At 64.5% G+C, this 18,315-nt stretch carries 29 protein-coding genes; all 29 read right to left on the reverse strand.

The window, feature by feature from the left end; translation table 11 throughout:
* Positions 1-37: 37 nt before the first annotated feature.
* The 29 genes from rpoA to rpsG all read right to left on the reverse strand — a co-directional run bounded on the left by rpoA (position 38) and on the right by rpsG (position 18,312).
* Positions 38-1,036 carry a DNA-directed RNA polymerase subunit alpha gene (gene rpoA / locus RAB71_RS17520; RefSeq protein WP_010340455.1) on the reverse strand — a complete coding sequence of 333 codons (999 nt, stop codon included), beginning with the start codon at positions 1,034-1,036 and terminating at the stop codon, positions 38-40.
* A 51-nt stretch (positions 1,037-1,087) separates the two neighbouring features.
* The gene (gene rpsD / locus RAB71_RS17525; protein WP_010340454.1) at positions 1,088-1,717 is read right to left on the reverse strand and encodes a 30S ribosomal protein S4; all 630 of its coding nucleotides are present in this window, start codon (positions 1,715-1,717) and stop codon (positions 1,088-1,090) included.
* A 14-nt stretch (positions 1,718-1,731) separates the two neighbouring features.
* A complete protein-coding gene (gene rpsK / locus RAB71_RS17530) occupies positions 1,732-2,124 on the reverse strand; it encodes a 30S ribosomal protein S11 (RefSeq protein ID WP_003470632.1) in 393 nt (130 codons plus the stop codon).
* A 9-nt stretch (positions 2,125-2,133) separates the two neighbouring features.
* The gene (rpsM, locus tag RAB71_RS17535; RefSeq protein WP_010340453.1) at positions 2,134-2,490 is read right to left on the reverse strand and encodes a 30S ribosomal protein S13; all 357 of its coding nucleotides are present in this window, start codon (positions 2,488-2,490) and stop codon (positions 2,134-2,136) included.
* 339 nt (positions 2,491-2,829) lie between these two features.
* Positions 2,830-4,200 carry a preprotein translocase subunit SecY gene (secY, locus tag RAB71_RS17540; protein WP_010340452.1) on the reverse strand — a complete coding sequence of 457 codons (1,371 nt, stop codon included), beginning with the start codon at positions 4,198-4,200 and terminating at the stop codon, positions 2,830-2,832.
* Positions 4,201-4,207: 7 nt separating this feature from the next.
* Positions 4,208-4,651: a 50S ribosomal protein L15 gene (gene rplO / locus RAB71_RS17545; protein WP_010340451.1), complete on the reverse strand. Its 444-nt coding sequence runs from the start codon at positions 4,649-4,651 to the stop codon at positions 4,208-4,210.
* A gap of 6 nt (positions 4,652-4,657) precedes the next feature.
* Positions 4,658-4,849, reverse strand: coding sequence for a 50S ribosomal protein L30 (gene rpmD, locus RAB71_RS17550; RefSeq protein WP_010340450.1), 192 nt, complete (start codon positions 4,847-4,849; stop codon positions 4,658-4,660).
* The gene (gene rpsE / locus RAB71_RS17555) at positions 4,842-5,387 is read right to left on the reverse strand and encodes a 30S ribosomal protein S5 (RefSeq protein WP_010340449.1); all 546 of its coding nucleotides are present in this window, start codon (positions 5,385-5,387) and stop codon (positions 4,842-4,844) included. The genes rpmD and rpsE overlap by 8 nt, the downstream gene beginning before the upstream one ends.
* 155 nt (positions 5,388-5,542) lie before the next feature.
* Complete coding sequence (gene rplR, locus RAB71_RS17560; RefSeq protein WP_010340448.1) at positions 5,543-5,902, reverse strand: 50S ribosomal protein L18; 360 nt, start codon at positions 5,900-5,902, stop codon at positions 5,543-5,545.
* Between the two features lie 90 nt (positions 5,903-5,992).
* Positions 5,993-6,520, reverse strand: a complete 528-nt coding sequence (gene rplF / locus RAB71_RS17565) for a 50S ribosomal protein L6 (protein WP_010340447.1) — start codon at positions 6,518-6,520, stop codon at positions 5,993-5,995.
* Positions 6,521-6,536: 16 nt separating this feature from the next.
* Entirely contained in the window at positions 6,537-6,935 is a 399-nt protein-coding gene (gene rpsH, locus RAB71_RS17570; protein ID WP_010340446.1) for a 30S ribosomal protein S8, read from the reverse strand.
* 252 nt (positions 6,936-7,187) lie between these two features.
* Positions 7,188-7,493, reverse strand: a complete 306-nt coding sequence (gene rpsN / locus RAB71_RS17575; RefSeq protein ID WP_010341607.1) for a 30S ribosomal protein S14 — start codon at positions 7,491-7,493, stop codon at positions 7,188-7,190.
* Between the two features lie 111 nt (positions 7,494-7,604).
* Complete coding sequence (gene rplE / locus RAB71_RS17580) at positions 7,605-8,147, reverse strand: 50S ribosomal protein L5 (RefSeq protein WP_010341606.1); 543 nt, start codon at positions 8,145-8,147, stop codon at positions 7,605-7,607.
* Between the two features lie 11 nt (positions 8,148-8,158).
* Complete coding sequence (gene rplX, locus RAB71_RS17585) at positions 8,159-8,476, reverse strand: 50S ribosomal protein L24 (RefSeq protein ID WP_010341604.1); 318 nt, start codon at positions 8,474-8,476, stop codon at positions 8,159-8,161.
* A 15-nt stretch (positions 8,477-8,491) separates the two neighbouring features.
* A complete protein-coding gene (gene rplN, locus RAB71_RS17590; RefSeq protein WP_003486699.1) occupies positions 8,492-8,860 on the reverse strand; it encodes a 50S ribosomal protein L14 in 369 nt (122 codons plus the stop codon).
* Between the two features lie 14 nt (positions 8,861-8,874).
* Positions 8,875-9,144, reverse strand: a complete 270-nt coding sequence (gene rpsQ / locus RAB71_RS17595) for a 30S ribosomal protein S17 (RefSeq protein ID WP_010341599.1) — start codon at positions 9,142-9,144, stop codon at positions 8,875-8,877.
* 11 nt (positions 9,145-9,155) lie between these two features.
* The gene (gene rpmC / locus RAB71_RS17600; RefSeq protein ID WP_010341597.1) at positions 9,156-9,341 is read right to left on the reverse strand and encodes a 50S ribosomal protein L29; all 186 of its coding nucleotides are present in this window, start codon (positions 9,339-9,341) and stop codon (positions 9,156-9,158) included.
* Positions 9,341-9,754 carry a 50S ribosomal protein L16 gene (gene rplP / locus RAB71_RS17605; protein WP_003470657.1) on the reverse strand — a complete coding sequence of 138 codons (414 nt, stop codon included), beginning with the start codon at positions 9,752-9,754 and terminating at the stop codon, positions 9,341-9,343. Before rplP ends, rpmC begins: the two co-directional genes overlap by 1 nt.
* A 5-nt stretch (positions 9,755-9,759) precedes the next feature.
* Positions 9,760-10,494 carry a 30S ribosomal protein S3 gene (rpsC, locus tag RAB71_RS17610; protein ID WP_010341595.1) on the reverse strand — a complete coding sequence of 245 codons (735 nt, stop codon included), beginning with the start codon at positions 10,492-10,494 and terminating at the stop codon, positions 9,760-9,762.
* A gap of 17 nt (positions 10,495-10,511) precedes the next feature.
* Positions 10,512-10,847: a 50S ribosomal protein L22 gene (rplV, locus tag RAB71_RS17615; protein ID WP_003470663.1), complete on the reverse strand. Its 336-nt coding sequence runs from the start codon at positions 10,845-10,847 to the stop codon at positions 10,512-10,514.
* A 12-nt stretch (positions 10,848-10,859) separates the two neighbouring features.
* Complete coding sequence (gene rpsS, locus RAB71_RS17620) at positions 10,860-11,129, reverse strand: 30S ribosomal protein S19 (protein ID WP_010341594.1); 270 nt, start codon at positions 11,127-11,129, stop codon at positions 10,860-10,862.
* Positions 11,130-11,135: 6 nt separating this feature from the next.
* A complete protein-coding gene (gene rplB / locus RAB71_RS17625) occupies positions 11,136-11,963 on the reverse strand; it encodes a 50S ribosomal protein L2 (RefSeq protein ID WP_010341593.1) in 828 nt (275 codons plus the stop codon).
* A gap of 10 nt (positions 11,964-11,973) precedes the next feature.
* Positions 11,974-12,273 carry a 50S ribosomal protein L23 gene (gene rplW, locus RAB71_RS17630; RefSeq protein WP_010341592.1) on the reverse strand — a complete coding sequence of 100 codons (300 nt, stop codon included), beginning with the start codon at positions 12,271-12,273 and terminating at the stop codon, positions 11,974-11,976.
* The gene (gene rplD, locus RAB71_RS17635; protein ID WP_010341591.1) at positions 12,270-12,875 is read right to left on the reverse strand and encodes a 50S ribosomal protein L4; all 606 of its coding nucleotides are present in this window, start codon (positions 12,873-12,875) and stop codon (positions 12,270-12,272) included. Before rplD ends, rplW begins: the two co-directional genes overlap by 4 nt.
* Positions 12,876-12,887: 12 nt before the next feature.
* Positions 12,888-13,538 carry a 50S ribosomal protein L3 gene (gene rplC, locus RAB71_RS17640; protein WP_010341590.1) on the reverse strand — a complete coding sequence of 217 codons (651 nt, stop codon included), beginning with the start codon at positions 13,536-13,538 and terminating at the stop codon, positions 12,888-12,890.
* Between the two features lie 11 nt (positions 13,539-13,549).
* Positions 13,550-13,861 carry a 30S ribosomal protein S10 gene (gene rpsJ, locus RAB71_RS17645; RefSeq protein ID WP_010341589.1) on the reverse strand — a complete coding sequence of 104 codons (312 nt, stop codon included), beginning with the start codon at positions 13,859-13,861 and terminating at the stop codon, positions 13,550-13,552.
* A gap of 473 nt (positions 13,862-14,334) precedes the next feature.
* On the reverse strand, positions 14,335-15,525 hold the full coding sequence (gene tuf, locus RAB71_RS17650; RefSeq protein ID WP_043093035.1) for an elongation factor Tu: 1,191 nt from the start codon (positions 15,523-15,525) through the stop codon (positions 14,335-14,337).
* Between the two features lie 90 nt (positions 15,526-15,615).
* Entirely contained in the window at positions 15,616-17,706 is a 2,091-nt protein-coding gene (gene fusA, locus RAB71_RS17655) for an elongation factor G (RefSeq protein ID WP_010341333.1), read from the reverse strand.
* Between the two features lie 138 nt (positions 17,707-17,844).
* The gene (rpsG, locus tag RAB71_RS17660) at positions 17,845-18,312 is read right to left on the reverse strand and encodes a 30S ribosomal protein S7 (protein WP_010341334.1); all 468 of its coding nucleotides are present in this window, start codon (positions 18,310-18,312) and stop codon (positions 17,845-17,847) included.
* Between the last annotated feature and the right edge of the window lie 3 nt (positions 18,313-18,315).

An 18,315-nucleotide genomic window follows, 5' to 3' on the forward strand; every position in this document is an offset into this window, starting at 1 on the left:
GGCCGATGCCTTGCGGCACCGGCCGGATGCGCAACACTCAGCCGAGCATGCCGTGCTGGGCGACGCCGGCCGGCGGCCAGTTCTCCAGCTTCATACCGAGCGACAGGCCACGCTGGGCCAGCACTTCCTTGATCTCGGTGAGCGACTTCTTGCCCAGGTTCGGGGTCTTGAGCAGCTCCACTTCGGTCTTCTGGATCAGATCGCCGATGTAGTAGATGCTCTCGGCCTTCAGGCAGTTGGCCGAACGCACGGTCAGTTCCAGATCGTCGATCGGACGCAGCAGCACCGGATCCACGCCGTTGCTGGCCGGCTTGGCCGCGCCACGGTCGCGATGGGTGAAGTCGCCGAACACCGACAGCTGGTCGCTGAGGATGTCGGCGGCGGTGCGCACGGCTTCCTCGGCATCGATCGTGCCGTTGGTTTCGATGTCCAGGACCAGCTTGTCCAGGTCGGTACGCTGCTCGACGCGGGCCGACTCGACCGCGTAGGCGACGCGGCGCACCGGCGAGAACGAGGCGTCCAGGACCAGGCGGCCGATGGTGCGGGTCTCTTCGTCCGGACGGCGACGCGCGGCGGCCGGCTGGTAGCCGAAGCCACGCTCGATCTTCAGACGCATGTTGATCGCCGTGTCCTTGGTCAGGTGGCAGATCACGTGGTCGTTGTTGAGGATCTCGACGTTGTGGTCGGTCTTGATGTCGGCGGCAGTGACCGTGCCCGGACCCTGCTTGGACAGCGACAGCGTGGCGCTGTCACCGGTATGCATGCGGATGGCCACGTCCTTGAGGTTCAGCAGGACTTCCAGCACGTCCTCCTGCAGCCCTTCGACCGTGGTGTACTCGTGCAGCACGCCGTCGATCTCGACTTCGGTGATCGCGAAGCCGGGAATCGAGGACAGCAGCACGCGACGCAGGGCGTTGCCCAGCGTATGCCCATACCCGCGCTCCAAGGGCTCGATCACGACCTTGGCGCGGTTGTCGGTAAGGCGTTCGATCTGCGGCCCACGCGGGCGCAGAACCTGGTTGGCGGTAACCGTCATGTTGCGGGTTCTCCTGACGAGCCTCCGTGGACCGGAGGCTCTCCGATGTGATTACTTCGAATACAACTCGACGATCAGCGCTTCGTTGATGTCGGCAGGCAGGTCCGCACGGTCCGGCACGGCCTTGAAGATGCCGCTGAACTTCTTCGAATCGACCTCGACCCACGACGGGTTCAGGTCATGCGTTTCGGCAACGGTCAGCGCTTCCTGCACGCGAAGCTGCTTCTGCGCCTTTTCCGACAGGGCGATCGCGTCGCCGGCCTTGACCTGGTACGAGGCCAGGTTCACCGACTTGCCGTTGACCAGCACGCCACGGTGCGACACCAGCTGGCGCGCGGCCGGACGGGTGACGGCGAAGCCCATGCGGTAGACGACGTTGTCCAGGCGGGTTTCCAGCAGCTGCAGCAGGTTCTCGCCGGTGTTGCCCTTCTTGGTCGAGGCCTTCTTGTAGTAGTTGCGGAACTGACGCTCCAGCAGGCCGTAGATACGCTTGACCTTCTGCTTTTCGCGCAGCTGGGTGGCGTAGTCGGACAGCTTGCCCTTGCGGGCGGTCGCGCCGTGCTGGCCGGGCTTCTGCTCCAGCTTGCACTTGGAGTCCAGCGCACGCGCCGGGCTCTTGAGGGAAAGATCGGCGCCTTCGCGGCGCGCGAGCTTACAGGTAGGACCGATATAACGAGCCATTTCTTATCGCTCCTTTAGACGCGACGCTTCTTCGGCGGACGGCACCCGTTGTGCGGGATCGGCGTCACGTCGATGATGTTGGTGATCTTGTATCCGACGTTGTTCAACGAACGGACGGCGGACTCGCGACCCGGACCCGGGCCCTTGATGCGCACTTCCAGCGACTTCACGCCGTAGTCGAGCGCAGCGCGCCCGGCCTTCTCGGCGGCCACCTGCGCCGCGAACGGCGTGGACTTGCGCGAACCGCGGAAACCGGCGCCACCGGAGGTCGCCCAGGACAACGCATTGCCCTGACGGTCGGTGATGGTCACGATGGTGTTGTTGAACGAAGCGTGGACGTGGGCGACGCCGTCGGTGACGACGCGCTTGATCTTCTTCTTGGTCTTTGCTGCTGCGGGCTTAGCCATGTCGGTCCCTTACTTCTTGATCGCCTTGCGCGGACCCTTGCGGGTGCGGGCGTTGGTACGGGTGCGCTGACCGCGCAGGGGCAGGCCACGGCGGTGACGCAGGCCGCGGTAGCAGCCCAGGTCCATCAGTCGCTTGATGGCGATGCCGATTTCGCGACGCAGGTCGCCTTCGACGATGTACTTGCCGACTTCGAGACGCAGGCGCTCGATTTCCGGCTCGGACAGGTCGCGGATCTTGGTGGTCGAGGTCACGCCTGCGGCTTCGCAGACCTTCTTCGAACGGGTACGGCCGATGCCGTAGATGCTTTGCAACCCGACCCAGACGTGCTTCTGGGCTGGCAGGTTGACGCCTGCAATACGCGCCATGACGCGGTTCTCCAACTGAGTGATGGCCCGACGGCGCACCACGGCGCCATCCGGCAGGATGGATCAAAAAGTGAACTTGTAAGTCTAGCAAGGTCTCGGGTTACATGGAAGCCCGCGGAACCGCGAGGTTCCGCAAGCCCGGCATGGGGAGTGTGCCCATGCTCCGGCGCCGGACGTCGTTGACAGGGAGAAACCTCCGCCCTGCCGCCCGCGCTACTCCAGCGCAGGACCACCACGTCTCACCCGCGCACGAGACCGCTGCACGGGCCGCCCTTCAAGTCGGAAGACTGCGCCCGGGAGCCGGGGCGTCTTCGCGGAAGGATTCAAACAGTATAGCAATCAACCGCGGGCAAAACCGCCGCCGCGCGAGCCACCCTTGAGGTTGGCCTTCTTCAACAGGCTTTCGTACTGGTGCGACATCAGGTGCGCCTGGATCTGCGCGATGAAGTCCATCACCACCACGACCGCGATCAGCAGCGAGGTGCCGCCGAAGTGGAACGAGGTGCCGAGCTGGGCACGCATCACTTCCGGCAGCAGGCACACGATCACCAGGTACACCGAACCAGCCGCGGTCAGGCGGGTCAGCACGCCGTCCACGTAATCGGCAGTGGCCTTGCCCGGACGGATGCCCGGAATCAGCGCGCCGGACTTCTTCAGGTTGTCCGCAGTTTCCTGCGAGTTGAACACCAGCGCGGTGTAGAAGAACGCGAAGCCGATGATCAGCGCAGCGAACACGATCATGTGCACCGGTTCACCCGGGCCGAGCGCATTGGCGATGCGCTGCAGCACGCTGCCGAAGGTGCTGTTGGAGGCAGCCTGGCCCGACCACATCGACAGCGTCGCCGGGAAGGCGAGGATGCTCGAGGCGAAGATCGGCGGGATCACGCCGGCCATGTTGAGCTTCAGCGGCAGGAACGAGGTCTGGTTCATGTACGCGTTGCGGCCGCCCTGGCGGCGCGCGTAATTCACCGTGATCCGCCGTTGCCCGCGCTCGACGAACACCACGAACAGGGTGAAGGCGAGGATAGTCAGCACGATCAGCAGCAGCGCGATGAAGCTCATGTTGCCGTCGCGGAAGGCCTCGACGGTCTGGATCGCCGCCGCCGGCAGGCCGGCGACGATGCCGGCGAAGATGATCAGCGAGACGCCGTTGCCGATGCCACGCTCGGTCACCTGCTCGCCGACCCACATCAGGAAGATGGTGCCGGCGGTCAACGCGATCACCGCGGTGAGCACGAAGCCCATGCCGGGGGCGTACACCACCGGCGCGCCGCCCGGTGCGGTCTGGTTCTGCAGCGCCAGGGCGATACTGCCGCCCTGCACCACCGCCAGCAGCACCGCGCCGATGCGCGAATACTGGGTGATCTTGCGCCGGCCCGACTCGCCTTCCTTCTGCATCGCCTTCAGCGACGGAAAGATGTGCGTGGCCAGCTGGATCACGATCGATGCCGAGATGTACGGCATCACGTTCAGCGCGAAGATGCTGAAACGGTGCAGGGCGCCGCCCGAGAACATGTTGAACATGTCCACGATGCCGCCGCCCTGCGCCTGCATCAGCGCAAGCATGGCTTCGGGATTGACGCCCGGCACCGGCACATAGCAGCCGATGCGGTAGACGATCAATGCGCCGATGACGAACAACAGGCGCTGGCGAAGTTCAGTGAACTTGCCGAGCCCGCCGCCGAGATTCCCCATGCCAGCCTGCGCCATCTGCGTGTTACTCCTGCACGCTGCCGCCGGCAGCTTCGATTGCCGCCTTGGCACCGGCGGTCGCGGCAACGCCCTTCAGCACGAACTTCTTGGTCAGTTCGCCCTTCAGGACCACCTTGGCCTTCTTCGCGGTGCTCGGGACCAGCTTCGCGGCGCGCAGCGCGGCGAAATCGATCTCGCCGGCCGGCAGGTTGTCGAGCTGGTAGGACAGCACTTCGGCGGTGTCCTTGGCCATCTTCGAACGGAAGCCGATCTTCGGCAGACGGCGCTGCATGGGGGTCTGGCCGCCTTCGAAGCCGGCCTTGATCTTGCCGCCGCCCTTGCGCGCGAACGAACCCTTGTGGCCGCGGCCGGCGGTCTTGCCCAGGCCGGAACCGATGCCGCGACCGACGCGGGTGCGCTCGGTGCGCGCGCCCGGCGCGGGCTTCAGATCATTCAGATGCAAAGTCATGGTCGATTACTCCTCAACCTGGACGAGGTACTGAACCTTGTTGATCAGGCCGCGCACTTGCGGGCTGTCCTTCAGTTCGCGCACATCGTTGAGCTTGTTCAGGCCCAGGGCACGCACCGAAAGGCGGTGACGCGACTGGGTACCACGCAGGCCGCGCACCAGGCGCACCTTGACGGTCTTGGTGGATTCATTAGCCATGGGTCAGATCCTCCACCTTCTTGCCACGCTTGGCCGCGATGCGGGCCGGCGACTGCATGTCTTCCAGGCCGCGCAGGGTGGCGCGCACCAGGTTGATCGGGTTGCGCGAGCCGACGGCCTTGGCCAGCACGTTCTTCACGCCCACCGCTTCCAGCACGGCGCGCATCGCGCCGCCGGCGATCACGCCGGTACCTTCCGAGGCCGGCATCATGAACACGCGCGCCGCACCGTGGCCGGACTTCACCGGGTGCCACAGGGTGCCGTTGTTCAGATCGATGTTGAGCATGCCCTTGCGCGCATACTCCATCGACTTCTGGATCGCGACCGGCACTTCGCGCGCCTTGCCGTAACCGAAGCCGATCTTGCCGTTGCCATCGCCGACCACGGTCAGCGCGGTGAAGGTGAACTGGCGACCGCCCTTGACCGTCTTGCTGACGCGGTTGACCGCGACCAGCTTCTCGATCATGCCGTCGTCGACTTTCTCTTCGCGGTTGCGGTCGCGATCACGACCCCGCGGTGCACGCTGTTCTTCAGCCATTGTGATGTCCTTGATAGAGGAAAAGATTTACGGCTTCGTTGCCGCTTGTGGTTGTGGTCTGGAGCCGTGTTCCCCGGGCGCGCGCAGAAGGCGCGCCAAGGTCCGATGCAGCCCGCATCGGCGGGACGGGCGCGGCATCGCCGCGTCCGCAAGGATCAGAACTGCAGGCCGCCTTCGCGCGCGGCGTCGGCCAGCGCCTTGATGCGGCCGTGGTAGCGGTAGCCCGAACGGTCGAAGGCGACCTTCTCGACGCCCGCGGCCTTGGCGCGCTCGGCGATCAGCTTGCCGACCTTGGCGGCGGCGTCGCTGTTCTTGCCGTTCTTCAGGCCGTCCTTGACGTCGGCCTGCAGGGTGTTCGCCGCGGCGAGGACCTTGGAGCCGTCGGCGGTGAAGACCTGCGCGTACAGGTGCTGGCCGGTGCGCAGCACCGACAGGCGGGCGACGCCGAGCTCGCGGATGTGGGCGCGGGTCGACTTGGCGCGACGCAGGCGGGCGATGTTCTTGTTGATGCTCATGGTATGTGTCCTAGGAAAGCTGAAGGGGAACAGGCTTTTGCATTGAAGAGTCCGGCCATGGAGGCCGGGCTCCTCGCAGAAGGACCTGCCTTAGGCCTTCTTGGCTTCCTTGCGAATGATGGCTTCACCGGCGTACTTCACACCCTTGCCCTTGTAGGGCTCCGGCGGACGGAAACCGCGGATCTTGGCGGCGACTTCGCCGACGCGCTGCTTGTCTGCGCCCTGCACCAGGATCTCGGTCTGGGTCGGAGCGGCCAGGGTGATGCCTTCCGGCGCGCTGAACACGATCGGGTGCGAGAAACCGAGCGCCAGGCTCAGGTCCTTGCCCTGCATCGTGGCGCGGTAGCCGACGCCCACCAGCTCGAGCTTGCGCTCGAAGCCCGCGGACACGCCCTGCACCATGTTCGCCAGGATGGCGCGAACGGTGCCGGTGATGGCGATGTGCGACGGATCGTTCGCCGACAGCGTGGCGACACCGTTTTCCTGCTTGATTTCGACGCCGGCCGGCTTCGGCAGCGACAGGGCGCCCTTCGGGCCCTTGACGCTGACCTGATCGGCCTGGACGGTGAGTTCGACGCCCTTCGGGAGGGAGATCGGCTTCTTGGCTACGCGGGACATGTGAGTGCTCCTTCCCTTAGGCCACGAAGCACAGGACTTCGCCACCGACGCCGGCCTGACGGGCCTGCGCATCGGTCATGATGCCCTTGGACGTGGAAATGATGGCAACGCCCAGACCGCCGAGAACCTTCGGCAGCTCGGTCTTGCCGCGATACTGACGCAGACCCGAACGCGAAACGCGCTTGAGCGTATCGATGACCGGACGGCCCTCGAAATACTTCAGCACGATTTCCAGTTCGGACTTGTTGTTCTCGATCGCGTTGACGCGCAGATCGCTGATATAGCCTTCGGCCTTCAGCACTTCCGCGATCGCAACCTTGATCTTGGAGGACGGCATCTTCACCGTCGGCTTGCCAACCGCGGCCGCATTCTTGATGCGGACCAGCAGGTCGGCGATGGGATCAGTCATGCTCATGGTGTCTACCTTTGAGTGCACCGATATCCGCTTTCGCGAAAATCTTGTGGTGGAGCGGTGGAATGACGCAGGGGGTGAAGCGCGCAGCCGCCGGAGGAACCCGCGGCGGCTGCCATACCCGTCCCTGCCGCGAGGCAAGGAGCGGGAGTATACGACAAAAAGTCCGACTTGCGTCGGACTCGTTGTCTGAACGACACGCGGGCGGCTGGACCGCCCTGCCCGGCCCCGCGGACGGGACCGGTGCCGCTGGAATTACCAGCTGGCCTTGCGCAGGCCCGGAACGTCGCCGTTCATGGTCGCCTTGCGCAGCATGTTGCGCCCCAGGCCGAACTTGCCGTACACGCCACGCGGGCGGCCGGACAGTTCGCAACGGGTGCGCTGGCGGCTCGGCGACGAATCGCGCGGCAGCTTCTGCAGCTTGGTCACGGCCTCGGCCTTCTCGTCGTACGAGGCGGTGCCGGAGGCGATGATCTTCTTCAGCGCATCACGCTTGTCGGCGAACTTCTTCGCCAGCTTCTTGCGCTTGATGTCGCGGTTGACCATGGAGGTCTTTGCCATCTGTAAATCCTCGGGATTCGAGAGTGGGGATTGGAGATTTCCAGAATCCGGGATGTGACGGGCGCAGCGCCCTTCCATCCCGAATCCCGAATCCCGAATCCCGGCTGTCAATCAGTTACGGAACGGGAACTTGAACGCTTCGAGCAGCGCCTTGGCTTCGGCGTCGGTCTTGGCGGTGGTGGTGATGGCGATATCCATACCGCGGATCGCGTCGACGGCGTCGAAGTCGATTTCCGGGAAGATGATCTGCTCCTTCACGCCCATGTTGAAGTTGCCGCGGCCGTCGAACGAACGCCCCGAGACACCACGGAAGTCGCGCACGCGCGGCAGCGAGATGTTGATCAGGCGGTCCAGGAACTCGTACATCTTGGCGCGACGCAGCGTGGTCTTGCAGCCGATCGGCCAGCCATCGCGGATCTTGAACGAGGCCACCGAGATGCGCGACTTGGTCACCACCGGCTTCTGGCCGGAGACCTTGGCCATGTCGGCGACGGCGTTTTCCAGGATCTTCTTGTTCGTCGCGGCTTCGCCCACGCCCATGTTCAGCGTGACCTTGACCAGCTTCGGCACTTCCATCGGATTGGTGTAACCGAACTTCTTCATCAGAGCCGGTACCACTTCTTCCTTGTAGATCTTTTCGAGACGGGAAGTCATTGTGTCATTCCTCAGGCGTCGAGCGCCTCACCGCTGGAGCGGAACACACGCAGTTTGCGTCCATCCTCCAGCACCTTGAAGCCAACGCGGTCGCCCTTGCCCGTGGCCGGGTTGAGGATCGCAACGTTGGAAATATGGATCGACGCTTCGCGCTCGACCACGCCGCCGGCGACGCCCGCCTGCGGGTTCGGCTTGGTGTGGCGCTTGACGATGTTCGCGTTGGAGACGACCACGCGGTCGCCGTCGACGCGGACGACTTCGCCCTGCTTGCCCTTGTCCTTGCCGGTGGTGACGACGACCTGGTCGCCCTTCTTGATACGGTTAGCCATGTGTATGTCCTCCGCTCACAGCACTTCGGGAGCGAGCGAGACGATCTTCATGAACTTCTCGGAACGCAGCTCGCGGGTCACAGGCCCGAAGATGCGCGTACCGATCGGCTCCTGCTTGTTGTTGAGCAACACCGCGGCGTTGCCATCGAAGCGGATCAACGAACCGTCCGGACGACGCACGCCCTTGCGGGTACGCACGACGACGGCGTCGTAGACTTCGCCCTTCTTGACCTTGCCGCGCGGGATCGCGTCCTTGACGGTGACCTTGATGATGTCGCCAATGTGCGCGTAGCGGCGCTTGGAGCCGCCGAGCACCTTGATGCACATCACTTCCTTGGCACCGGAATTGTCGGCGACGTCGAGGTAGCTCTGCATCTGGATCATGATTCAGATCTCCCTTATTCGGCCGCGCGGGTGACGATTTCCACCACCCGCCAGTTCTTGGTCTTGGACATCGGCGCAATCTCGGTCACGCGCACGACATCGCCTTCGTTGCAGGCGTTGTCGGCGTCGTGGGCGTGGAGCTTGGTCGAGCGCTTGATGTACTTGCCGTACAGCGCATGCTTGACCTGACGCTCCACCAGCACGGTGACGGTCTTGTCCATCTTGTTGCTGACCACACGGCCTTCGACCGTGCGCAGCGTCTTGCTTTCGTTATTGTCGCTCATCGCGGCCATCCTTACTTCGTGCTGCCGAGCAGGTGCTTGACGCGAGCGATCTCGCGGCGCACCCGGCGGGTTTCGTGAGTCTTCGGCAGCTGCCCGGTGACCTGCTGCATGCGCAGGGCGAACTGCTCCTTGCGCAGATCGGTCAGGTGGGCCTTCAGATCGTCGGCCGACTTCTCGCGGAGTTGTTTGATGTCCATCAGCGTACCGTCCGGGTCACGAAGGTGGTGGTCACCGAAAGCTTGGCAGCGGCCAGGCGGAACGCCTCGCGCGCGACATCTTCGCCGACGCCTTCGATTTCATAGATCATACGACCGGGCTGGATCTGCGCGACCCAGTACTCGACGTTACCCTTACCGGAGCCCATTCGCACTTCGATCGGCTTCTTGGTGATCGGCTTGTCCGGGAACACGCGGATCCACATCTTGCCGCCGCGCTTGACGTAGCGGCTGATCGAGCGGCGCGCCGCCTCGATCTGGCGCGCGGTCAGCTGACCGTGCGCCGTGGCCTTCAGCCCGTACTCGCCGAAGCTGACGGCGTTTCCGCTCCACGCCAGGCCGTCGTTACGACCCTTGTGCATCTTGCGGTATTTGGTTCGCTTGGGTTGCAACATTGCCGTTACCTCGCTTCACGGGCCGGACGCGACGGACGGTCGCCACGGTCGCCGCGATCGTTACGATCGTTGCGCGGGGAATCGTCCTGCTTTTCCTGGCCAACCTGGGAGAAATCGAAGATCTCGCCCTTGTAGATCCAGACCTTGATGCCGATGATGCCGTAGGTCGTCTTGGCTTCGGCGAAGCCGTAGTCGATGTCGGCACGCAGCGTGTGCAGCGGCACGCGGCCCTCGCGGTACCACTCGGAACGGGCGATTTCCGCACCGTTCAGACGGCCGGCGACGTTGACCTTGATGCCCAGGGCACCCAGGCGCATCGCGTTGCCGACCGAGCGCTTCATCGCGCGGCGGAACATGATGCGACGCTCCAGCTGCTGCGCGATCGACTCGGCGACCAGCTGCGCGTCCAGCTCCGGCTTGCGCACTTCGGTGACGTTGATGTGGGCGGGGACGCCCATCATCTCGCTCACTTCCTTGCGCAGCTTCTCGATGTCCTCACCACGCTTGCCGATCACCACGCCCGGGCGGGCGGTGTGGATCGTCACGCGCGCGGTCTTGGCCGGACGCTCGATCAGGATCTTGCTGATGCCCGCCTGCGCCAGCTTCTTGCGCAGCATTTCGCGGACCTTGAGGTCGGCTGCCAGGTAACCGGCGAACTCGGCCTTGTTGGCGTACCACTTGGAATTCCAGTCCTTGGCGATACCCAGGCGGATTCCGATCGGATGAACTTTATGACCCATCGTCTTTTCCTTTCCGCTTACTTGGCGGCGCCCACAACCACAGTGATGTGGCTGGTGCGCTTGAGGATGCGGGTACCGCGGCCTTTCGCCCGCGCCATGAAACGCTTCAGGGTCGGACCTTCATCAACCATGATGGTCTTGACCTTCAGCTCGTCGACATCCGCGCCTTGGTTGTTCTCGGCATTGGCGATCGCCGACTCCACCACCTTCTTGATCAGGTGGGCAGCTTTCTTGTCCGAGAACTTCAGCAGGTTGACCGCCCGCTCGGCGGAAAGACCACGGACCTGGTCGGCGACCAGGCGGGCCTTCTGCGGGGAGATGCGCGCGGTGCGCAGGATTGCTTTCGCTTCCATCGTCATCTCTCCTTACCGGCCCGACTTCTTGTCGCCACCGTGACCCTTGAAGGTCCGGGTGACGGCAAATTCGCCGAGCTTGTGGCCGACCATGTTCTCGTTGACCAGCACCGGAACGTGGTTCTTGCCGTTATGCACGGCGATGGTGAAACCCACCATCTCCGGCAGGATCATCGAGCGACGCGACCAGGTCTTGATCGGACGCTTGCTACCGGCCGCGGCCTCCACCTTCTTGACGAGGTGGTGATCGACGAACGGGCCCTTCTTGAGTGAACGTGCCATGGTCGATTAGCCCCTACGATCGCGGACGATGAATTGTTCGGTGCGCTTGTTATGGCGCGTCTTGTAACCCTTGGTCGGGACACCCCACGGGGTGACCGGATGCGGATTACCCTGACCGGCCTTCGCCTCACCACCACCGTGCGGATGGTCAACCGGGTTCATGGCCGCACCGCGAACGGTCGGACGCACGCCGCGCCAGCGCTTGGCGCCCGCCTTGCCCAGCTTCTCGAGGTTGTGCTCGTCGTTGCCGACTTCGCCGATGGTGGCGCGGCACTCGGACGGCACCTTGCGCATTTCGCCGGAGCGCAGACGCAGGGTGGCGTAGATGCCTTCGCGCGCGACCAGCTGCACCGCGGCGCCGGCGGCACGCGCGATCTGCGCGCCCTTGCCAGGCTTCAGCTCGATCCCGTGGACGGTGGTACCGACCGGGATGTTGCGCAGCGGCAGGGTGTTGCCGGTCTTGATCGGGGCATCCGAACCTGCGATCACCTGGTCGCCGGCCTTCAGGCCCTTCGGCGCGATGATGTAGCGGCGCTCGCCGTCGGCGTAGCACAGCAGGGCGATATGGGCGGTGCGGTTGGGATCGTATTCGATCCGCTCCACGCGCGCCGGGATACCTTCCTTGTTGCGCTTGAAGTCGATGACGCGGTAGTGCTGCTTGTGGCCACCGCCGACGTGGCGGGTGGTGATGCGGCCGTGGTGGTTACGACCACCGGACTTGCTCTGCTTTTCCACCAGTGCAGCGTGCGGGGCGCCCTTGTGCAGATCGGGCGTGACCACGCGCACGGCCGAACGACGGCCTGCGGAGGTGGGCTTGAATTTCATCAATGGCATGGGATGTACCTCAGGCCTTGGCCGTTACGTCGATGGACTGGCCTTCGGCCAGACGCACGTACGCCTTGCGCCAATCGCCGCGACGACCGCTGCGCGAACGGAAGGACTTGTTCTTGCCCTTGACGTTCAACACGTTGACCGACTCGACCTTGACGTCGAACAGCTGCTCGACCGCGGCCTTGACATCGGCCTTGGTGGCTTCGTTCGAAATCTCGAAGACGTACTGATTGGAGAGTTCCTGCAGGCGCGCGGTCTTTTCGGAGACACGCGGAGCGCGCAGCACGCTGAAGATTTTTTCGTTGCTGCTCATGCCAGCCACTCCTCGACCTTCTTGACCGCATCGGCGGTGATCACGACCGTGTCGGCCCCGACCAGCGACACCGGATCCAGGCCCTGCACGTCGCGCACTTCCACGTAGGGAAGATTGCGGGCGGACAGGTACAGATGCTCGGACGCTTCTTCGGTCACGATCAGCGGGCGCTTGCCCACTTCCAGACCCTTCAGCTTCTCGACCAGGCCCTTGGTCTTGCTGGCCTCGACGTCGAACGCGTCGACGACCATCAGGCGGCCCTGGCGGTTCAGTTCCGAGAGGATCGCGCAGATGGCCGCGCGGTACATCTTGCGGTTGACCTTCTGCTCGAAGCTGCGCGGCTTGGCCGCGAAGGTCACGCCACCGCCGACGAAGATCGGAGCGGTCAGCGCGCCGTGGCGAGCGCCACCGCCCTTCTGCTTCTTCGACTTCTTGGTGGTGCCGTTGACTTCCGAACGCGTCTTCTGCGCCTTGGTGCCGGCGCGGCCGGCGTTGCGATAGGCGACGACGACCTGGTGGACCAGATCCTCGCTGAAATCGCGGCCGAACACGGCGTCGGAGACCGAGACCTTGTTGTTGCTACCCGTGATAACGAGTTCCATCGTCATCTCTCCTTATGCCTTGCTAGCCGGACGCACGATCACGTCGCCACCGGCAGCGCCAGGCACAGCGCCGCGAATGGCGATCAGGCCACGCTCGACGTCGACCTTGACCACTTCCAGATTCTGCGTGCTCTGCTGCACCGCGCCCATGTGGCCGGACATCTTCTTGCCCGGGAAAACGCGACCCGGGGTCTGGCGCTGACCCAGCGAACCCGGCGCGCGATGCGACAGCGAGTTACCGTGGGTGGCATCGCCCATGCGGAAGTTGTGCCGCTTGATGGTGCCCTGGAAGCCCTTACCCTTGGTGACGCCCTGCACGTCGACCTTCTGGCCGACGGCGAAGATGTCCGCCTTGATTTCGCCGCCGACGGCGAACTCGCCCAGCTGCGCGTCCTCGACGCGGAACTCCCACAGGCCGCGACCCGCTTCGACCTTCGCCTTGGCGAAATGGCCGGACGCCGGCTTGTTGACCAGCGCGGCGCGACGGGCGCCCACGGTGATCTGCACGGCGCTGTAGCCGTCGGCTTCGACGGTCTTGAGCTGGGTGATGCGGTTCGGGGTCGCTTCGATCAGGGTGACCGGGATGGAGCGGCCGTCTTCGGTGAAGACGCGGCTCATGCCGGCCTTGCGGCCCACGAAGCCCAACGAATACTTCTTCGTCATGGTCGTAGTCCTCAGGTCAACTTGATCTGGACATCGACGCCAGCCGCGAGTTCGAGCTTCATCAGCGCGTCCACGGTCTTGTCGTTGGGGTCGACGATGTCGAGCACGCGCTTGTGCGTGCGGGTCTCGTACTGGTCACGCGCGTCCTTGTCGACGTGCGGGGAAACGAGAATGGTGTAGCGTTCGATCTTGGTCGGCAGCGGGATCGGGCCACGCACTTGCGCGCCGGTCCGCTTGGCCGTCTCGACGATCTCGCTGGCCGAACGGTCGATCAAACGATGATCGAACGCCTTCAGCCGAATCCGGATCTTTTGGTCCGCCATGACGGTGGGTTCCTTCGTTAAAAGAGCGACGGGCAAGGCCTCTGGGATACCTGCCCCGGTTGTTTCCTGATGTCGTACCGCAGAGCATCCGGCTCGGCGGGGGCATTCCTCCGCCCCAAAAACTGGGGCAGACCAGTCGACCCGGCCTGCCCAGACGGAAAAGCATAATGCGCAGCTAGAGCAGCGTCAACAACCCGGGGCTGTTGAGTGCTCCATGCGACGCGACCTTCCCGGTCCTGCGAACACGAGCGGCGTCCTGCCTCTCTTTTCGCTGTCTTACCGGCGCCCTACCCAGGAACGCCGAGCTGCGCATTATAGCGACGACTTCACGCCTCCGCAACACCGCGGCGGAGCAAATCGCAAGAATTTTGCATAGCCCGAAACGACGAAGGGCCGGCATGCGCCGACCCTTCGCGATGCCGGCGACCGCAGTCGCTGGCGATGTCACCGGCGGCCTGCGCCGCCAGAGGGCATTACTTGATGATCTTGGCCACCACGCCGGCGCCGACGGTGCGGCCGCCTTCGCGGATCGCGAAGCGCAGACCTTCGTCCATCGCCACCGGGTTGATCAGCGTCACCACCATCTTGACGTTGTCGCCCGGCATCACCATTTCCACGCCTTCCGGCAGCTGCACCGCACCGGTGATGTCGGTGGTGCGGAAGTAGAACTGCGGACGGTAACCCTTGAAGAACGGGGTGTGACGGCCGCCCTCGTCCTTCGACAGCACGTACACCTCGGCTTCGAACTCGGTGTGCGGCTTGATCGAACCCGGCTTGCACAGCACCTGGCCGCGCTCCACGTCGTCACGCTTGGTGCCGCGCAGCAGCAGGCCCGCGTTGTCGCCCGCCTGGCCCTGGTCCAGCAGCTTGCGGAACATTTCCACGCCGGTCACGGTGGTCTTCTGCGTGGCACGGATGCCGACGATTTCGATTTCGTCGCCCACCTTGATGATGCCGCGCTCGATACGGCCGGTCACCACGGTGCCGCGGCCCGAGATCGAGAACACGTCTTCCACCGGCATCAGGAACGGCTTGTCCACGTCGCGCTGCGGCTCCGGGATGAACGAGTCCAGCGCGTCCACCAGCTTCAGGATCGCCGGCACGCCGATCTCGCTCTGGTCGCCTTCCAGCGCCAGACGGGCCGAACCGTGGATGATCGGGGTGTCGTCGCCCGGGAAGTCGTACTTGCTCAGCAGCTCGCGCACTTCCATCTCGACCAGCTCGAGCAGCTCGGCGTCGTCGACCATGTCGGCCTTGTTCAGGAACACCACGATGTGCGGCACGCCGACCTGGCGCGACAGCAGGATGTGCTCGCGGGTCTGCGGCATCGGGCCGTCAGCGGCCGAGCACACCAGGATCGCGCCATCCATCTGCGCCGCACCGGTGATCATGTTCTTGACGTAGTCCGCGTGACCCGGGCAATCCACGTGCGCGTAGTGGCGCGTCGGGGATTCGTATTCCACGTGGGCGGTCGAGATCGTGATGCCGCGCGCCTTCTCTTCCGGCGCCGCGTCGATCGCGTCGTACGCCTTGAACTCGCCGCCGAAGCGCTCTGCGCCGATCTTGGTCAGCGCCGCGGTCAGCGTGGTCTTGCCGTGGTCGACGTGACCGATGGTGCCGACGTTGACGTGCGGCTTGGTGCGCTCGAACTTACCCTTTGCCATGTCTTCTCTACCTCGTGATTCGTATTGGGGAACGAGCGAGCGGGATGCGGCGCGGACGGAGTCCGCGGCACGCATCCCGTCGCTCTAATCTCAGTTCTTCTTGATGACCGAGTCGGCGATGTTGGCCGGCGCTTCGGCGTAGTGGTCGAACTCCATCGAGAAGGTGGCGCGACCCTGCGACATCGAGCGCAGCGTGGTGGCGTAGCCGAACATTTCGCCCAGCGGCACCATCGCGTTGATCACCTTGCCCGACGGGCTGTCGTCCTGGCCCTGCAGGATGCCGCGACGACGGCTCACGTCGCCCATCACGTCGCCCAGGTAATCCTCCGGGGTGACGATCTCGACCTTCATGATCGGCTCCAGCAGCACCGGGTTGGCCTTGTTGAAGCCTTCCTTGAAGCCCATCGAGCCGGCGATCTTGAACGCCATTTCCGACGAGTCGACGTCGTGGTACGAACCGTCGATCAGGCGCACCTTGACGTCCACGATCGGGTAGCCGGCCATCACGCCGTTGGCCACCGCTTCCTGGATGCCCTTGTCCACCGCCGGGATGTATTCCTTCGGCACCACGCCGCCGACGATCGCGTTCTCGAAGGTGTAGCCCTGGCCGCGTTCCTGCGGCTCGATCTCGAGCACGACGTGGCCGTACTGGCCCTTACCGCCGGACTGACGCACGAACTTGCCTTCCTGCTTGACCGCCTTGCGGATGGTCTCGCGGTAGGCCACCTGCGGCTTGCCGACGTTGGCTTCGACGTTGAACTCGCGCTTCATGCGGTCGACGATGATTTCCAGGTGCAGCTCGCCCATGCCGCGGATGATGGTCTGGCCGGACTCTTCGTCGGTGTTGACGCGGAACGAGGGATCTTCCTGCGCCAGACGGCTCAGCGCGATGCCCATCTTTTCCTGGTCGGACTTGGTCTTCGGCTCGACCGCCATCGAGATCACCGGCTCCGGGAACACCATGCGCTCCAGGGTGATGATGTGGTCCTGCGCGCACAGCGTGTCGCCGGTGGTGACGTCCTTCAGGCCCACCGCCGCGGCGATGTCGCCCGCGCGCACTTCCTTGATCTCTTCGCGGTTGTTGGAGTGCATCTGCAGGATGCGGCCCACGCGCTCCTTCTTCGACTTGACCGGGTTGTACACCTGGTCGCCGGAGTTCAGCGTGCCCGAGTAGACGCGGAAGAAGGTCAGCGAGCCGACGAACGGGTCGGTCATGATCTTGAACGCCAGCGCCGAGAACGGGGCGTTGTCGGTGGCCGGACGGCTGTCTTCCTTCTCGTCCTCGTCGATGCCCTTGACCGGCGGACGGTCGCTGGGCGACGGCAGCAGCTGGATCACGCCGTCGAGCATGGCCTGCACGCCCTTGTTCTTGAACGCGGTACCGCAGTACACCGGCACCACTTCCACCTTCAGGGTGCGCTCGCGCAAACCGCCCAGGATCTCGGCCTCGGACAGGTCGCCCTCGTTGAGGTACTTGTCCATCAGGTCTTCGTTGGCTTCGGCCGCGGCCTCGACCATGAACGCGCGCGCCTCGGTGGCCTTGTCGACCAGGTGCGCGGGGATGTCACGGTATTCGAACACGGTGCCCTGCGAGGCGGTATCCCAGTGGATCGCCTTCATCTTGACCAGGTCGACCACGCCCTCGAAACCGTCTTCGGCGCCGATCGGCACCTGCATCGGCACCGGGTAGGCACCCAGGCGGGCCTTCAGCTGCTCGACGACCTTGTCGAAGTTGGCGCCGGTGCGGTCCATCTTGTTGACGAACGCCAGACGCGGCACCGCGTACTTGTTGGCCTGACGCCACACGGTCTCGGACTGCGGCTGCACGCCGCCGACCGCGCACAGCACGAACACCGCGCCGTCGAGCACGCGCAGCGAGCGCTCGACTTCGATGGTGAAGTCCACGTGCCCGGGGGTGTCGATGATGTTGAAGCGGTGCTGCGGCATGGACTTGTCCATGCCGGTCCAGAACGCGGTGGTGGCCGCGGAGGTGATCGTGATGCCACGCTCCTGCTCCTGCTCCATCCAGTCCATCGTCGCGGCACCGTCATGCACCTCGCCGATCTTGTGGCTGACGCCGGTGTAGAACAGGATGCGTTCGGAGGTGGTGGTCTTGCCGGCATCGATGTGAGCCATGATGCCGAAGTTGCGGTAACGCTCGATGGGAGTGGTACGGGCCACAGGGAGCCTCTCAAATTTCTTGGATTTCGGATGGCCGAACGCCGCCTTGCGGCGGCCTTCGGATTTGTGCCACGCGCAACGGCGCGGCTAGCGGCACTCAGATGGTGCCAGCGGGCCCCGTTTCCAAGGCCCGGAAGGTCACCAGCGGTAGTGCGCGAACGCCTTGTTCGCTTCCGCCATGCGGTGAGTCTCTTCGCGCTTCTTGATGGCGCCGCCACGGTTTTCCGAGGCGTCGACCAGCTCGGCCGCGAGCTTGCGCGGCATCGAGTTCTCGCCGCGCTTGCGCGCCGAGTCGATCAGCCAGCGCATCGCCAGCGCCATGCGACGGGAGGAACGCACCTCGACCGGCACCTGGTAGGTGGCACCGCCGACGCGGCGGGACTTGACTTCGACCGCCGGAGCGACGTTGTCCAGCGCCTTCTGCACCAGCTCGATGGCGTTGGGGTTCTTCTCGCCGATCACGTCCATCGCGCCGTACACGATCTTTTCGGCGACCGACTTCTTGCCGCTCAGCATCACCATATTGATGAAGCGGGCGATGGTTTCGCTCCCGTGCTTGGGATCCGGGAGAACGGCGCGCTGCGGCGTATTACCTTTACGAGACATGTG

The sequence above is a fragment of the Xanthomonas sacchari genome, from assembly GCF_040529065.1.
In the GTDB taxonomy this organism is placed as follows: Bacteria; Pseudomonadota; Gammaproteobacteria; order Xanthomonadales; family Xanthomonadaceae; genus Xanthomonas_A; species Xanthomonas_A sacchari.

Excerpts from the sequence above, each read along its gene's own strand:
- rpoA (WP_010340455.1), bottom strand. The coding sequence starts at position 1,036 with ATGACGGTTACCGCCAACCAGGTTCTGCGCCCGCGTGGGCCGCAGATC.
- rpsD (WP_010340454.1), bottom strand. The coding sequence starts at position 1,717 with ATGGCTCGTTATATCGGTCCTACCTGTAAGCTCGCGCGCCGCGAAGGC.
- rpsK (WP_003470632.1), bottom strand. The coding sequence starts at position 2,124 with ATGGCTAAGCCCGCAGCAGCAAAGACCAAGAAGAAGATCAAGCGCGTC.
- rpsM (WP_010340453.1), bottom strand. The coding sequence starts at position 2,490 with ATGGCGCGTATTGCAGGCGTCAACCTGCCAGCCCAGAAGCACGTCTGG.
- secY (WP_010340452.1), bottom strand. The coding sequence starts at position 4,200 with ATGGCGCAGGCTGGCATGGGGAATCTCGGCGGCGGGCTCGGCAAGTTC.
- rplO (WP_010340451.1), bottom strand. The coding sequence starts at position 4,651 with ATGACTTTGCATCTGAATGATCTGAAGCCCGCGCCGGGCGCGCGCACC.
- rpmD (WP_010340450.1), bottom strand. The coding sequence starts at position 4,849 with ATGGCTAATGAATCCACCAAGACCGTCAAGGTGCGCCTGGTGCGCGGC.
- rpsE (WP_010340449.1), bottom strand. The coding sequence starts at position 5,387 with ATGGCTGAAGAACAGCGTGCACCGCGGGGTCGTGATCGCGACCGCAAC.
- rplR (WP_010340448.1), bottom strand. The coding sequence starts at position 5,902 with ATGAGCATCAACAAGAACATCGCCCGCCTGCGTCGCGCCAAGTCGACC.
- rplF (WP_010340447.1), bottom strand. The coding sequence starts at position 6,520 with ATGTCCCGCGTAGCCAAGAAGCCGATCTCCCTCCCGAAGGGCGTCGAA.
- rpsH (WP_010340446.1), bottom strand. The coding sequence starts at position 6,935 with ATGAGCATGACTGATCCCATCGCCGACCTGCTGGTCCGCATCAAGAAT.
- rpsN (WP_010341607.1), bottom strand. The coding sequence starts at position 7,493 with ATGGCAAAGACCTCCATGGTCAACCGCGACATCAAGCGCAAGAAGCTG.
- rplE (WP_010341606.1), bottom strand. The coding sequence starts at position 8,147 with ATGACTTCCCGTCTCGAAAAGATCTACAAGGAAGAAGTGGTACCGGCT.
- rplX (WP_010341604.1), bottom strand. The coding sequence starts at position 8,476 with ATGGCTAACCGTATCAAGAAGGGCGACCAGGTCGTCGTCACCACCGGC.
- rplN (WP_003486699.1), bottom strand. The coding sequence starts at position 8,860 with ATGATCCAGATGCAGAGCTACCTCGACGTCGCCGACAATTCCGGTGCC.
- rpsQ (WP_010341599.1), bottom strand. The coding sequence starts at position 9,144 with ATGAGCGACAATAACGAAAGCAAGACGCTGCGCACGGTCGAAGGCCGT.
- rpmC (WP_010341597.1), bottom strand. The coding sequence starts at position 9,341 with ATGGACATCAAACAACTCCGCGAGAAGTCGGCCGACGATCTGAAGGCC.
- rplP (WP_003470657.1), bottom strand. The coding sequence starts at position 9,754 with ATGTTGCAACCCAAGCGAACCAAATACCGCAAGATGCACAAGGGTCGT.
- rpsC (WP_010341595.1), bottom strand. The coding sequence starts at position 10,494 with ATGGGTCATAAAGTTCATCCGATCGGAATCCGCCTGGGTATCGCCAAG.
- rplV (WP_003470663.1), bottom strand. The coding sequence starts at position 10,847 with ATGGAAGCGAAAGCAATCCTGCGCACCGCGCGCATCTCCCCGCAGAAG.
- rpsS (WP_010341594.1), bottom strand. The coding sequence starts at position 11,129 with ATGGCACGTTCACTCAAGAAGGGCCCGTTCGTCGATCACCACCTCGTC.
- rplB (WP_010341593.1), bottom strand. The coding sequence starts at position 11,963 with ATGCCATTGATGAAATTCAAGCCCACCTCCGCAGGCCGTCGTTCGGCC.
- rplW (WP_010341592.1), bottom strand. The coding sequence starts at position 12,273 with ATGAGCAGCAACGAAAAAATCTTCAGCGTGCTGCGCGCTCCGCGTGTC.
- rplD (WP_010341591.1), bottom strand. The coding sequence starts at position 12,875 with ATGGAACTCGTTATCACGGGTAGCAACAACAAGGTCTCGGTCTCCGAC.
- rplC (WP_010341590.1), bottom strand. The coding sequence starts at position 13,538 with ATGACGAAGAAGTATTCGTTGGGCTTCGTGGGCCGCAAGGCCGGCATG.
- rpsJ (WP_010341589.1), bottom strand. The coding sequence starts at position 13,861 with ATGGCGGACCAAAAGATCCGGATTCGGCTGAAGGCGTTCGATCATCGT.
- tuf (WP_043093035.1), bottom strand. The coding sequence starts at position 15,525 with ATGGCAAAGGGTAAGTTCGAGCGCACCAAGCCGCACGTCAACGTCGGC.
- rpsG (WP_010341334.1), bottom strand. The coding sequence starts at position 18,312 with ATGTCTCGTAAAGGTAATACGCCGCAGCGCGCCGTTCTCCCGGATCCC.